Origin of the sequence: Anaerotruncus sp. G3(2012), from assembly GCF_000403395.2 — a bacterium.
Lineage (GTDB): Bacteria > Bacillota > Clostridia > Oscillospirales > Ruminococcaceae > Anaerotruncus.
The window spans coordinates 100,328-114,457 of sequence record NZ_KE159676.1; the positions used below are offsets into that span (position 1 = coordinate 100,328).

The 14,130-nt window shown below is 56.1% G+C and carries 12 protein-coding genes; 5 read left to right on the plus strand and 7 right to left on the minus strand.

Translation table 11 applies throughout. The features are described from left to right. Nucleotides 1-114 precede the first annotated feature (114 nt). The 5 genes from C814_RS17395 to C814_RS17405 all read right to left on the minus strand — a co-directional run bounded on the left by C814_RS17395 (nucleotide 115) and on the right by C814_RS17405 (nucleotide 5,623). Complete coding sequence (locus C814_RS17395; RefSeq protein ID WP_016316717.1) at nucleotides 115-2,619, minus strand: hypothetical protein; 2,505 nt, start codon at nucleotides 2,617-2,619, stop codon at nucleotides 115-117. Nucleotides 2,620-3,046: 427 nt separating this feature from the next. Continuing rightward, complete coding sequence (locus C814_RS17400; RefSeq protein ID WP_016316718.1) at nucleotides 3,047-4,084, minus strand: hypothetical protein; 1,038 nt, start codon at nucleotides 4,082-4,084, stop codon at nucleotides 3,047-3,049. Between the two features lie 6 nt (nucleotides 4,085-4,090). Then, the gene (locus tag C814_RS22490) at nucleotides 4,091-4,648 is read right to left on the minus strand and encodes a hypothetical protein (protein WP_016316719.1); all 558 of its coding nucleotides are present in this window, start codon (nucleotides 4,646-4,648) and stop codon (nucleotides 4,091-4,093) included. Between the two features lies 1 nt (nucleotide 4,649). Then, nucleotides 4,650-5,114: a hypothetical protein gene (locus C814_RS22495; protein ID WP_016316720.1), complete on the minus strand. Its 465-nt coding sequence runs from the start codon at nucleotides 5,112-5,114 to the stop codon at nucleotides 4,650-4,652. Further along, complete coding sequence (locus tag C814_RS17405) at nucleotides 5,111-5,623, minus strand: RNA polymerase sigma factor (RefSeq protein ID WP_016316721.1); 513 nt, start codon at nucleotides 5,621-5,623, stop codon at nucleotides 5,111-5,113. The genes C814_RS22495 and C814_RS17405 overlap by 4 nt, the downstream gene beginning before the upstream one ends. Before the next feature lie 311 nt (nucleotides 5,624-5,934). Here C814_RS17405 and C814_RS22500 point away from each other — a divergent pair, with 311 nt between their 5' ends. Continuing rightward, nucleotides 5,935-6,699 (plus strand): DUF1638 domain-containing protein, encoded by a 765-nt coding sequence (locus C814_RS22500; protein ID WP_022788506.1) that lies wholly within the window; start codon nucleotides 5,935-5,937, stop codon nucleotides 6,697-6,699. After that, complete coding sequence (locus C814_RS17410; RefSeq protein WP_016316723.1) at nucleotides 6,696-7,208, plus strand: hypothetical protein; 513 nt, start codon at nucleotides 6,696-6,698, stop codon at nucleotides 7,206-7,208. Before C814_RS22500 ends, C814_RS17410 begins: the two co-directional genes overlap by 4 nt. A 226-nt stretch (nucleotides 7,209-7,434) precedes the next feature. Here the strand turns inward: C814_RS17410 and C814_RS17415 are convergent, their stop codons facing one another. Further along, on the minus strand, nucleotides 7,435-8,295 hold the full coding sequence (locus C814_RS17415; protein ID WP_016316724.1) for a class B sortase: 861 nt from the start codon (nucleotides 8,293-8,295) through the stop codon (nucleotides 7,435-7,437). Nucleotides 8,296-8,340: 45 nt separating this feature from the next. Then, nucleotides 8,341-10,098, minus strand: coding sequence for a pyruvate kinase (pyk, locus tag C814_RS17420; RefSeq protein ID WP_016316725.1), 1,758 nt, complete (start codon nucleotides 10,096-10,098; stop codon nucleotides 8,341-8,343). 276 nt (nucleotides 10,099-10,374) lie between these two features. Here pyk and C814_RS17425 point away from each other — a divergent pair, with 276 nt between their 5' ends. From C814_RS17425 to C814_RS17435, 3 genes are read left to right on the plus strand one after another with little or no spacing between them, the layout of a single operon-like run. Continuing rightward, on the plus strand, nucleotides 10,375-10,749 hold the full coding sequence (locus C814_RS17425; protein WP_016316726.1) for a GntR family transcriptional regulator: 375 nt from the start codon (nucleotides 10,375-10,377) through the stop codon (nucleotides 10,747-10,749). Continuing rightward, nucleotides 10,746-11,645: an ABC transporter ATP-binding protein gene (locus tag C814_RS17430; protein ID WP_016316727.1), complete on the plus strand. Its 900-nt coding sequence runs from the start codon at nucleotides 10,746-10,748 to the stop codon at nucleotides 11,643-11,645. The genes C814_RS17425 and C814_RS17430 overlap by 4 nt, the downstream gene beginning before the upstream one ends. Beyond that, nucleotides 11,620-13,992 (plus strand): hypothetical protein, encoded by a 2,373-nt coding sequence (locus C814_RS17435; protein ID WP_016316728.1) that lies wholly within the window; start codon nucleotides 11,620-11,622, stop codon nucleotides 13,990-13,992. The genes C814_RS17430 and C814_RS17435 overlap by 26 nt, the downstream gene beginning before the upstream one ends. The last annotated feature ends 138 nt before the right edge of the window (nucleotides 13,993-14,130 follow it).

A 14,130-nucleotide genomic window follows, 5' to 3' on the forward strand; every position in this document is an offset into this window, starting at 1 on the left:
CCCCCGAAGAAGGGCGCTTGCGCCCCGGAAGTTTGGTCTGGAACCCAAACTTCCGTTGCCTCTCGCCCTCTGGCGGCGGAGAAAACCGGACAAAATTCCAATGCGAGATGGGGCTTACAGGAGGTCCTCTTTTTTAATCAGGTACCAGACCGCACCGCTTGCTGCCGCAACCAGCGCAATTATGACTGTCGCGATCACCCCATATTTGATGGTGGAGGAGCCCACCAACGGCAGGGGTTCCGGCTCAGGTTCCTCCCGCGGCTCCATGAGGGTCACTGCCGCGGGCTGTGCATCCGGTGGGGTGTTATCCCCTGCCGCCGCAGAAGCAGAGGCCTGGTTCGGGTCACCTTCTGCGCCGGATGCACCATCTGTTGGTTCCGGTTCCTCCGGGGCGGACGCAATCGGGTCCACCGGCTCGACCGCCGTCGGTGCAATAACCTCCCAGATATCCCCGCTTTCGGGGCTGAACGAGATCTTTTCTCCGTTCTCCTTCATCAGCCGGGCAAGCATACTGAACGGCCAGCTCACCCGCCCGGGCTCATAATCGGGCGCCCGACCCGCCGGAATGCTGATTGGATCTCCACCATCCCAGTTGATGACCAGCGCCACATCCCCGCGGTCGCGCAGCTCTGCCATTACCGTCTCGGGCATGTCGGTGTACGCTTTTGCGTTGATCCGGACAATATCCCCTGCGTTCGCACGCTTGATCTGGTTTCTGACCTTCTCCCAGAATGCCGCGCGGACATCCCCCTCATCCTCGAAATCCTCATTGGAACGATTTTTGCTCGTATTACTCGAAGAGGAACTGTTTTCTTTTTCCTTATCTTTGTCCTTTGCGTTGTCTTTTGCAGCGGTGCCTTTGGTATAGACCACCGCATAAGTCGAAAAACGGTCGGTTCCAAACTCGATCCGGCCGGAAACCGCATCCGCATCCAGCCGCTCGGCTTTTCCGTCGTGCACCCGGATCACGTCGATCTCTTTGCCGTTGTCCGCCTCGGTCGGGATTTTGATGCTCAAAGTCAGTTCGGCAGGGGTCCGGGTGATCTCCTGTGTCTCGCCGTTGCTCATGCTCAGGTCATAATAAGCCGCGATCTTCTGACCATCTGCCTCCTGCTCGATCAGCTGCTTGTCGTTTGCGGTGATTGCCCCGCCATCCCGAATCAGCATCATGCTGACCGTATTGGCCTTTTTGCCCTCCCGGATCGCTTTGGGGCTTGCAAGCAGCCCTTTATAGGTTTCGGACAGGACCCGAACAAATCCATCCGAGCTGGAGTTGGTCCAGAAGTTGACCTGGATTACCCCCTGCACCAGGCCATCCAAGCGTTTCAGGCGGCTTGTGCTCACCTTCCCCATCTCCTGCTCGGAGAGACTCTGATACCGCTTGAGCGCATCCGCAATCTGCTCGCGGGTCGCGTCATCGGTCAGGGCATCAATCATCGCGCCCACTGTCTGTGCCGTATCCGAATCCGCCGGGTCTTCCGGTTCTGTCGGGTTGTTGGGGTTATCCGGATTGTCTGGGTTATCCGGGTTATCCGGATTGTCTGGGTCATCTGGGTGATTCGGATCATCCGGATCGCTGCCCTGCTCCACAAGGACGATCGCATCCCCGGTTTCGTTCAGTCCCAGCGAGAACCGTATATCCCGGCAGGTGAATTTCCCCAGGTCGCTTTCCGAAAGGGGAGCACCCTCCACTGCACCTGCCACCTCTCTGCCGGGTTCTGCATTTTCAACCGAAAGCGGGATCGGTATGCCCGGCTCGAGCCCGCCGTCGAACAGGACGATGCATCCGTCGCCCAGCCAGATTCCGTCGATCAGAGGGGAGCCGGTCAGGAACAGCCTGCCATCCTCCATCCGGACCGCATAACCGTCGTCGCCCGCCTCAAACGAGCCACCGCTGAGGACGGCTCGTGTATCCGGACCGGAAATTTCCAGTGCGGGCCGCTCTCCGCCGGCGAAGCGTCCCGCTTCGACCAGCAGGCTGCCGCCTTTGGCCTCGAGAGAACCACTGACCGGTCCGGAATGATCCCCACTGTCCTTGATGGCCAGGCTGCCGCCTTTTACCGTGACCGCAGGAAGCGCTTCGTCCGAAGCCGCAACCGAACGGCCCCCCAGCTCGAACCGATAATCGCCCGAGGTGACCGTAAGCCGCCGCTCGAACGATACATTCTGTGCGAGGCCGACTGCGGTTTCGCTGCCCACACGAATGACATCTGCATTCCGTGGTCCAAACGCCTCCCGCACCTCATCAAGGGTGGAATCTGCATTCAGCTCCCCGCCCTTGGCCGTGTAGCTGGCTTCCTCACCCGACTCGAAAAACAGAAGCAATGCCTGTAGCCGGCTCGCGTCCACCTCGTCCTTCTGGTCGCCCAGTGCGTCATAAAGCATCGCTGCGGCGGTGCATCTGCTGAAAATCTCCTTGTAGTTGCCCGCGTTGACTTCGGAGGGCGCAGGCAGTTCCGCAATCAGCATCCTGACCGCCTCGATCCGGTTGAGCAGAGGTCCGGTATCCCGTGTCCCATCCGCATAAGCCAGCGGAGCAGCGCCGAAAACCAGCCCCGCCGACAGGATAAATGCCATCAGCCGGCGGTAAGCACTGTTTTTGATCCCTTGCATTCTCATCGCAATCCTCCCGGAAATCCCTGTATATTCCAAATAAAACCGTTCGGCAGTTACAGCCGACACCAACCCATTCTTATTCTCTTCCATTATACGATCTTCCGCCGGATTTCACAAGCCCCTTTCCGCACCCCCGGCTGCATTTTTGGTCAGTTTTCATAGAATCCAGCCTGAAAGCGTGCTGTGCGTCTAACAGTTTATCCGGTTTTTCTTCAGCCGAAAAAGTTCCGCTTTACAGTGGCGTGTATGGCAGGGCGTATATCTGTCGGTTCTGTATTGGGGAAGCAGGGCTGCCTTTGGCGGCTCCATGAGGCCCAAAAGGCCACAGGTTTTAAAAGGATGCGCGAAGGGTTCCGATGATACCAAAAAGCCCGCCTTTGGAGCAGGCGGGCTTTCTGTGAAGATCGTTCGAGAGGGGCGGCAGGCTTTGTCACCCAAGGGAAGGATCCTCTGAAGCTTCCTCCGGCACTTGGGGAATCACCTCGGACTCCTCCGGAATTGCCTCGATTTCCAGATGCATCCCCTCGGTACTCTCTTCAAAGACGGCTTCACCGGTATCTGCCGACACAAAGTACTGTTCGGACATGACCTGTTTCGAGATTGCATCAAGCGAGAGGTTCCGGATGGACGGGCGGTTTATGTGCAGCTCGTAGGACTGGACGCGGACTGTACCGTTCTGGGCCGGCTGTTCGTCACGCCAGTTGATACTGAGATTACTGATCCGGTAGGGATAGCCTTCGAGCGCCTCGAGTACCCGCAGGCAGTCCTGCGCGAACGACTCCTTGCTGTCGTACGGGCCGATCAGGTCCACATTGCCCCAGTAAACCTGAATCAGGCTGGCGGTATCCGGATCGTTGATGCTGCCTGTCAGAACCGCATAGGGAGGGAGGTTGACCGAAAAGCCCGCGTCGGAAACTGCATCCACCGCACAGACAGCGGAAACCAGCTCGTCCGACGTATTGTACTCGATCCGGTCGCGTGCAATCCAGATCTGCGGGTTGAGGTAGGGCATAAACGCACCGGCAAGGGCGAGGACACCGGCGCCGCAGACCAGGCAGAAGCAGATGAACCCGCTGAGGAAATCGAACCGGATGCGTTCTCCCTTGTGGCGGATGGAGCCGATCAGAATTTCTGTGCCGAGCAGAATAAAGATGACAGGGGAGAGCTTAAAGGCGAGGGAGAGGTTGAAATCCGGGTTGAAGATGGTAATCAGGGCGACCACGCCCGCCGCGATCAGAGAGAAGCCCATGGTCAGGGTCCCGACCCGCCGCACCGGAGGGGTTGGCTTCCACTCGACTTTACAGTCGGAGCTGGGAGCGGCTTTCGATTTTTTATAGGAGAAGCGCGGCGCCTTCTCCGCGGAAGATGCGCCCTCCTGCCCGGAGGACGCATCTTCCGGAATGGCTGCTGTTTGCGATAGGACAAAGTCATTTTGATTTTCCATGTTGAAATTCTGTTCGTTATTCATGTTGTTTTACTCTCCTTTATATTCGACAAAATCCTGCTGTTCCGGTTTCCTTCCGCCCTTTACCAGATGGATGCCGAGTGCGATAATCGCAATCGAGATCACCAGCGACGGGAGGGCGCGGACAATCTGGGTGAGCACCCAGTAGTCGATCCCCAGCCGTTCGAACAGGAACCGGAGCATGGGATGGAAGATATTGCGGAAGATCAGATAGAGTCCGAACAGGATCAGGCCGATCCCGAAATACCGGTGAAATTTGGCGCCAAATTTATCCCACTGGATCGAAAAGTTCGGCGCGAGGTCGTTGAAAAACTGGGTGGTGTGGTCGTCAATCTCTCTGATCTGCTCCGGGGAAAGACAACGGGAATTGAGGGTATCGAAAAACGAATAAAACCAGATGACAGGCAGCAGGCAGCCGAGGAAATCCAGATATAAGGTCATCATTGCAAAGCTGATTGCAGAGAAGAGGCCCATCAGCAGGAGTCCCTTTTTCATCATGCCCAGATACATCTGCCCTCCGCCGGGAATGAAGGCAAAACAAAAAGCAAGAAAACCGTTTTTTCTCATTTTAATTGTTGCTCCTCTCAAATGTGATATGTTCAAAGAAAGCGTCCACCGATTCGGAGATCTGGTTGGCCAGCTCGTTGGCACGCTCCCTGAGATTGACCTGTTCCAGTGTCTGATTCATCGTATTGAGCACCTTGCTTTCGCCGGACATATCAATGTTAAAAACCCCGATATGCCAGAACACGATTGCGAAGGAGGCCGCTGCCACGACGGTCGTATACTTATTGAAAAAGACCTTGATCGCACGCTGCCTGAGCCTTTGCATGACACTTGGCGCCACCGGCTGTTCCGGAGTAAGCAGCAGGCAGTTTTCCAAAGCCTGAGAATACCTGTCTACGCACGCATCGCAGAATGAAAGATGTTCGGCGATTTCCAGCCGGGAGAGTTCATCCAGCGGAAGGTCCTGCACCAACGCATCAAGAGCATACTGGGTCAAATGTCCATCCTCCTGAAACAGTTCCATCATACCTGCACCCCCTCCTCCTTTAAGATTTTTTGCAGCATCTGCCGCGCGCGGTAGAGCTGGGTCTGAACCGTCTTTTTCGGGCGGTTCAGAAGTTCTGAAATTTCATCCAGGCTGCGCTCCTCCAGAAAAAACAGGACCGAAACCTTGTGGTAAGGCTCTTTTAGATTCAAAATCATCTGCCGGATATGCCCTTCCCCTTCCTCGGAGATATAGAGGCGTTCAGGGCTGCTCTCGCTTCGGAGCAGGTCCAGCTCGCTCATATCCTCCGAGAGGGTGACGCGCTTGTTATACGCGCTCTTGAGAAAGTCCTTTGCTTTGTTGGTCGCGATACGCGCCAGCCACGCCCGCAGATTTTGTTCGCTCACGCTGTCGATGTGGGTGAATGCAGAAACAAAAGTCTCCTGCGCGAGGTTCTGGGCTTCATGGTAGTCCTGCACCAGCTGATAGCAGATGGTGAACACCAGGCGTTCATGCTGCTCGACCAGGGCCTTGAATTTTTCGTTTGTCATTTTTGTCCTGCACTCACCACCCTCAAAAGCCTTACACCCATAAAACGATCGGCTTTTCGATTTGACTTCAAAAAGGATACAATATTTTTGAAAAAATGTCGAATGTCAAAAAATACAGGGTTTGACTGCCGGTCCCCACTGCGGTATACTGGAACCAAAGCGCTGAAAACAACCGGAAGCACGCGGTTCAAGACCGCTGCGGGAGCTTTGCTTCCTACGATTCAGTATGCGGAGTGTGCTTGTGGACGGTTGTCCGCCTCTTCCAAACCACTGCTGGTCTGGAAGGGATCGAAAAAACGGGGGGTGGCAGGATGCGGATGGGGCTGATCGCGTGTGAGGTGCTCCGCCAGGAGCTTTCTGCGGCAATGGAGCCCTGCGGGCATACCTTTTTTCCGGTCTGGATGCGGCAGGGGCTGCACGACACGCCTGATCTTCTGCGGGCACAGGTGCAGACGGAGATTGCACGCCTGGAGCAGGCCGAACCTCCGCTCGACGCGATCCTGTTGGGATACGGCCTGTGCGGCGGCGGGACCGCCGGCCTGTGCGCAGGCAATGTTCCGCTGGTGCTCCCGCGCACCGACGACTGCATCGGAATCCTGCTCGGGTCGCAGGAGCGTTACCTGTCATTTTTTCACAGCCGAAGCGGGATTTACTGGTTTTCAACCGGTTGGCTCACCTTTGCGGACACCCCATCGGAGTCCTACTACGCGGAGAAGCTGCGGGATTATGCCGCCCGGTTTGGAGAGGAGGACGCCCGCTGGCTTCTTGCGGAGGAAAACCGATGGATTTCCCAGTATCAGAGCGGAATCTATATCCGGTCGCCGGTGGGGGAAGATACGGATTTCGAACAGCAGGCACAGGAAGCGTGCGCCTTCTGCGGATGGGCGTTCGAAACGACACAGGGGGACAACCGTCTGGCCGGGCGGCTCCTGTCCGGCAGATGGGATGGACGTTTTTTGGTCTGCCCGCCGGGATGCCGGGTCGAGCGGGACTGGGACGGCGGGATTTTCCGCGCCGGGGGAAGACAGGAAAACGAGGGGGACAGCAAACCGGAAGTTGTGGAGGTAGGTCAATGAGAACGGTTTATGAAAAGTATATGGCATCACCCATAGATAAAGGACTTTTCTGCTTGGAGCATGGGGATATTACAGTCCCGTACTTTTGCTACCCTGTCAATGCAGAGCCGATAGGATTTGAAGGGTGTATTCTGTATTGTTTTTTGCCGGAGTATGGGGAGATGGTATTTGCTTGCAACCCCGAAAGTTGCGCAGGCCAAAACGTATATCCGTTGGCGGCAAATTTTGGGGATTTTATCCGCTTGATCCTGGCTTGTGGTACCGCTAATCCGGTGGAGCAAATCGTTTGGATGGATAAGAGAAAATTTGAAGAACACATGGCAAGCGAAGAAAAAATTTTGACAGATAAGCAAAAAGCGGCAGTACAACAGCTTCAGCGTGAATTAGGGCTGTTGCCAATGGAAAATCCGTTTGAATATGTTAAGGCGATTCAAAAAGGCTTTGACGGGAGTAAAATACGATATAGTGATGAATACTTTGAGGTGACTGGTAGAGAAAAACCTTCCTGAAGTTTACAAAAAATACAGATTTCTGTAACTTCCGGTTTTCTGCCTGTCATCGCCTCGAGGATGAAAAGAAGATGCTTTTCCCGTCCCCTTCCATAGCCGGGACCATGTCGTGAATGATACAGGATAAAAAGAACCCCGCAGGCCATTTTGACCGGTGGGGTTCTTCCGTTTCTGCCGGAAATTCTATACAATAGGGATTCCGCCTTTGAAAAGGCGGGCGAAACTTTTAGAACTGGGGCGGTTTGGGGTCCGGATTTGGCTCGACATGGATCGGCGTATCCATCTCCTCACCGGGGCGCACCAGCCGACCGGTAACAACAAACCGCTGGTCCTCGCGGGAACCGTAGATATAGGTACAGGTGGAGAGCGAGAGGATTTTGTCGGTGATGTTGACATCTACGTCAATATCGAACTGCGAACGTTCCCGCATCTCCTTCACCAGCGCAAGGAACTGTGCATTTTTCATCTCTGGGTGCAGGTAGGCGAGGTTGTCGTCGGTATACATGACCGAAAATACCTTGAACGCCATGGTATCCTCTGGTGTTGAAAAATACAGGTAGGGGTGGGCCTTCAAAAATTCGGGGTCCAGATATTTTTTCAGCTGGGAGAACCGGTCGCCATCCGGATTGTCGTCCATGCTATGCCCGTAGATAATGGTATTCTGCGAAATGCCGTTGCGGTCCCCGAATGAACATTCGTAATCCGCGTAGTAACAGCCGTTGAAATCATACGCCTTGGTGATATTTTTGCGCAGATAGTAGTCGTTGTCCGTCCCTTGGAGCACTGCCTCGTCGATCGTTGTACCCGGCAGATACAGCCATCCGACCACATCATTGTTCTGGCCGTAGGCGGCATTCATCTTGTTGAGGGTGTCCTCACTCGGCTTTTCAGCGGTCGAGAGGCGGCTGAGGTCGACGTCACCCAGCGGGTTGATAAAGGCGGGGATGCCCGCCGGCTGGGAGACACTCGAAGAGGATTCCCCGGGGGCCGGTTCAACGGTATTCTGGCTGCACGCCGCAGCAGTCAGGGCGATGGCCCCCGAGAACAGCAGGGCGAGCAGACGGATGGAAAAGCGTGACTGCTTCATAAACAGGCTCCTTTGCATAAAGACTGTGGGTGGAAGGGAAGCTGGTCAGCTTCCTCTGCTTTTGTTGCTGACAGTGCCCGCTGCCGCGTCGATTTCCACCACGGTTGAGGATTTGAGGATTGAGGTTGCGTTCTCGGCAAAGACAATCACAGGGATGTCAAGCGCCATACCGACGATCGCGGCATGGGAGTTCTGCCCGCCCGCTTCGGTGACGATGCCCGAAGCCTTTTTCAGGAGCGGGAGCAGCTCGTTGGTGGTGTAGGGGATGACGAGAATATCTCCGTCCTCAAAGCCGGCGAACGCTTCCGCTTCGTTGCGGGCAACGCAAACTTTACCAAAGGCCGAACGGTTGTTGATCCCCTGCCCACTGACCAGAATATCGCCCACCACATGCACCTTGAGCAGGTTGGTGGTGCCGTTGACCCCAAGCGGGACCCCGGCGGTAATCACAGCAAGATTGCCGTTCTCGAGGAAACCGGCCTGCTGTGCCGCGTCGACCGCATGGGAGAACAGTTCGTCGGTATTTTCCTTGACATCGACCAGCAGCGGATAGGTCCCCCACGCGAGGGCGAGCTGGTAATAGGTGGATTTCAGGTGGGTGCAGGCCACGACCGGAATGGTCGGACGGTATTTAGAGAGCATCCGTGCGGTGGTGCCCGACCAGGTGACCGTCACGATCGCCGAAGCGCCGAGGTCGTTGGCGGTGGTAACAGTTGCATGGGAGATCGCATTGGTGATGTCGGGGATGTCCCCGCCGTCCATCCCGCGCATCTGGAACCGCTTGTCATAGTCGATATCCCGCTCCGCCCGCTCGGCGATCGAAGCCATCGTCCGGACCGCCTCAACCGGAAACTCCCCTGCGGCGGTCTCACCCGAGAGCATGACCGCGCTGGTGCCGTCGTAGATCGCGTTAGCGACGTCCGCCGCTTCCGCGCGGGTCGGGCGCGGGTTGTGCATCATGCTTTCGAGCATCTGGGTTGCGGTAATGACCATCCTGCCGATGTTATAGCATTTTTTAATCAGCAGCTTCTGAAAGACCGGGACATCCTCGAAAGGCACCTCGACACCCATGTCCCCGCGCGCGATCATGATACCGTCGGCAACCCGCAGGATCTCGTCGATGTTCGCGACCCCTTCGGCGTTTTCAATCTTTGCGATGATCCGGATGGTGTGGTTGCCCTCCCGTTCAAGCAGCCGGCGGATCTCGAGGATGTCGGCGGCGCAGCGGGTGAATGAAGCGGCGATAAAGTCGAAGCCGGTATGGACACCGAAGATGATGTCCGCGCGGTCTTTTTCGCTTATGTAGGGAAGCGACAGCCGGACCCCAGGCACATTGACCCCCTTGCGGTCGGAGATCACGCCGTTGTTGTCCACCTCGCAGACGATCTCGGGCGGCCGGACCTCGAGGACGGTCAGCTTGATGGCGCCGTCATTGAGCAGGATGGTGGAGCCGGGCTTTACATCGTTGACCAGGCCGGGGAAGTTGATATAGGAGCGCGTCTCGTCCCCCTCACATTCCTCGCCGGTCAGCACAAACCGGGAACCTGCGGCCAGCTCGGCCTTGCCGCCCTGGAAGGTGCCAAGACGGATTTCCGGACCTCTGGTATCGAGCAGGGTGGCAACCGGAAGCCCCATTTGGGTGCGCAGGCGGTCTACCGTTTCAAATGTCTTGAGATGGCTCTCATGGGTTCCATGGGAAAAATTGAAGCGGGCGACATCCATGCCCCCTTCGATCAGGCTGCGGATGCGTTCTTCGCTGTTGGAAGCGGGCCCAAGCGTGCATACGATTTTTGTCCTTCTCATAAATCAGGTCAACCCCCTGCAAATCAATCAAAATTCTCTCCTAACTATAATCCAAACTGCCAATCGAAGTCAATGGTTGTCACCAATTTGTAACTTTTCATGTATGATGTGCCTGTTTTACTCGGATTTATTGCATGTGCGAAAAAAGAAAGGAAAATTTCTGCTTGCATTTTGGAAGATCGTGTGGTATAGTTGATCTGTACTAATCAAACTAGTACAGATAACACGATTGATACAGCAGGTATTGACTACATTTTAAGAAAAGGGGTGGGGTTTGTGCTGCAACTGGACCTGCAAAGCCGGCAGCCAATCTACGAACAACTAATCCTGCGACTGACAGAACTGATTTCCCTGGGGGTGTTGGAAGCGGACACGCAGCTTCCTTCGGTGCGGACGCTGGCGCGGGACCTCGGAGTCAACCCGAACACGGTGCAGAAAGCCTACCAGGAGCTGGAACGCCGGGGAATCACCTATTCGGTATCGGGCAGAGGGAGTTTTGTTGCACCGGGAGAAGGAGCACGCGAGATCCTCAGCAGACAGAGTGTTGAAAAGATTCGGGATGCCGTTTCGGAGGGGAAGCGGACTGGTCTGACCCGTCCGCAGGTGGATGAAGTGGTCTCATCGGTATACAGCGAGGAGGTATCAGTATGATTCAGGCAACCGGTCTGGTGAAATGCTTCGGGGATTTTACAGCACTCTCCGAGCTGACCACCCAGATACAGAAGGGTTCGATCTATGGTCTGGTCGGTTCCAACGGCTCAGGGAAGAGCACCTTCCTGCGGCTGATCGCGGGGGTCTATATCCCGGATGGGGGGACGCTCCAGATCGATGGGCAGGCCGTTTATGAGAATATCGCGGTCAAACAGCGGATTTTTTTCGTAGCGGACGACCTATACTTCCTGCCGCAGAGCAGTATGAACGACATGGCGGGGTTTTACCGCGGCATCTACCACAACTTTTCAGACGAGCGGTACCAGAAGCTGTGTGATATCTTCCCGCTCGACCCCAAAAAGAAGATCACGACCTTCTCAAAAGGGATGAAGCGTCAGGCGGCGCTGCTGCTGGGACTGGCCTGCCAGCCCGATCTGCTGCTGCTCGACGAGGCGTTCGACGGGCTGGACCCGGTGATGCGGGGCGCGGTGCGCAAGCTGCTTTCGGATGAGATCGCTTCCCGGGAAATGACGGTGCTCATCACCAGCCATAACCTGCGCGAACTGGAAGACCTCTGCGACCATGTGGGCCTGCTGCACAAAGGGCGCATCCTGTTTGAACGGGAGATTGACGAACTCAAGCTTGGATTCTGCAAGGTGCACGCGGCCTTCCCGGAAGGGATCGGGGACGAGATGCTCTCCGGCCTGGACCTGATGCAGGTTTCCCGGAACGGCAGCCTGCTCAACCTGATCGTGCGGGGCAGGTCGGCAGATGCCTCGGAATATCTGCTTTCCAAGGGGGCAGTATTCGCGGAGGGCGTGCCGTTGACGCTCGAAGAAGTATTTGTACATGAAATGGAGGCGGTCGGCTATGACTACAACAACATCATTTTCTAATCAGGGACAATTCGTCGGCCTCTATAAAAGCACGCTCCGCAGGAACTTCGGCTATTTCGGCCTGATCTCGGCCCTGCTTCTGGTCTTTTATCCATTGCAGTACGCGATGGAGGTGTTTGGGTACCACCGCGACTGGCTAGGGGGAGCTCCAATTCTGATAGAGGACTATTCCCTGCTCGGGCTGGGGCGGAACTTTACCCCGACCTCCGCGTTCTTTTATACTGCAATCCTTCTGATCGTGCCGCTGGTGCTCGCGCTGCATCTGAACAGCTATATGCACAGCAAGAAGGCGTCCGATGTCTACCACGCGGTCCCGGTCAGCCGCGGGACGCTGCTTACCGTCAATATGGCGGCGGCCATGACCATCCTTGCGGTCCCGGTGGTCGTTTCCAACCTGCTGGTTGCCGTTTTTCAGGTCTGCAAATTTGGGTTCTTCCCGGCGCTGCTCGGTTACCAGCTTCTCGATATGGTGGGCTGGCTGATCTGCGCATTCGCGATCTATGCGGTTGCCACCTTTGCCTGTGTGTTGGTGGGCACCGTGTTCGACAGTTTTGTTTACACCATGATCATGCTCGGCATTGTGCCGCTGCTGGGCCTGCTCTGTTTCATGATGGAGATGCTGTTCCTCTGTGGCTTTGTCCCCAACGAGCGGGCGATGCTCAACCTTCTGAACCTCTCGCCGATGCTGCTCATGCCCACCCGGTTCGCGCTGCACAGCATCCACGACGGATACGGAAACCTTCTCCCGAAGGATTCGGACCCGATCTTTTTCCAGTTCCAGATGTTTTCGGACAGCAACCTCGCAATGGTCTGCTGGCTGTTCCTTTCGGCAGCCCTCTTTGTTCTGACGGTCCGGCTCTACCGGCGGCGCAGCAGTGAAAAAGCCGAGATCACAACCACGCAGGGCGCGCTGCCGACCTTTGTCAAGCTGGCTGTGACCCTATGCGCGGGGTTGGTCATCGGTACGATCTTTTCACAGGCGACGGTATTCATCCAGAGCGAGAATGCCTCGTTCCTGATCTGGGCGGCGATCGGGGGCATCCTCACCTATGTGATCCTGGAAGCGGTGTTCAACCGCGGGTTCAAGACCGTCCTGCGCAGCCTGCCGCTCGGCGTGGGAATGACGGTATTTACCCTCGCATTTTCGGCAATCTTCATGACCGGCGGGCTGGGCTATGAAAAGCGCGTCCCAAACATCTCGGACATCGAGTCGGTCGAGATCAATTACACCGGCACATACGGCGGCGATATGCCGCAAAAGTTTGGTGAGGAGCAGATTTTGCCGGACGGAACCTCCAACTGGAAAACCCTCGCGTACTATCGAACGGTTGAGCTGCGTGAACCGCAGAACATCCAGGCGGTGCAGGCACTCCATCAGGCGGTCGCCGGACAGAAATACGACGATTACTGGCATTCGTTGTCGCTGACCTACCGCCTGAAAAACGGGAAAACCCTTTCACGCTCGTATAGCGGGATACCGTCTGAGGAAATCGAGCGGCTGCTCCCGATCGAAATAAGCGGGGAATTCCTTGCCCAGACCAACCCGGCCTATTTTGTAAAAGGGCAGCAGGTCACCTCGTGGGAGCTTCAGGACCCGTTCGGCTTCCGGCATGAGGAGATCGGCGAGGATTGGACAGCGGAAGAATCGCAGGAGCTGCTGGATGCAATCGCGGCTGATGCGGCGTCTATGACGCTGGAAGACCTGAAGAACCCGCAGTCCGAACCGGTCGCAATCCTGAACTGCTTCGCGAACCCTCCCAAGGAGGGGAGCGAACGGTTCTGCCGCTGGGGCATCTTCCCGGTCACCGACCGCACAACCCATACCTATGCGTTCCTTGCCAAAAAGAATCTGCTGGAAGGGCTTGAGGTCGATTGGGATGACTGCTACGCAGTAACCGCCGAAGTGTTTGACCGCGGCAGGAGCAACCATATCTTCGTCAATGACAGCATCGTTCTGTCCTCACTGTCCGGGCATATGTTCAGAGTGGAGGATCTGGAATATGTCACCGAACGGATCAACGAACTCCGCTTTGCGGATAACCTGGGCGAGAGGGAGGACGGAGTGTACGGAGAGTATCTGTTCCTGAGCGAGGATGCTTCCGACATCCGGACCCTTTCGGAGCACGCCTCGTTCTATTGCAGGGAAGAGGAGCCTGTCGCGATTGTAAGCTTCTATTTTAAAGGAAGGGAGAACGGCAAAAAGGTTCTCGTGCCGCTGGCTAACCTGCCCGCATCCCTGCAGGAGCGGATGACTGCCTATTGTGCGAACAGCTACGGCTATAGCTACTCGGACTATGAAACGGTTACCTCTACGGGTATGGAAGGTGCGGTGGTGATTGCCGGATAACACAGGATAAAAGCGAAAGAGGACGCTGCATTTGCAGCGTCCTCTTCTCTTTTTCTGTTTTCAACAAAGCCCGAGGCTTTGGTTGATTTTTTGCTGCCGCAGCAGCACACGCAGCCCAAAAACCCCATACAGTGAGAC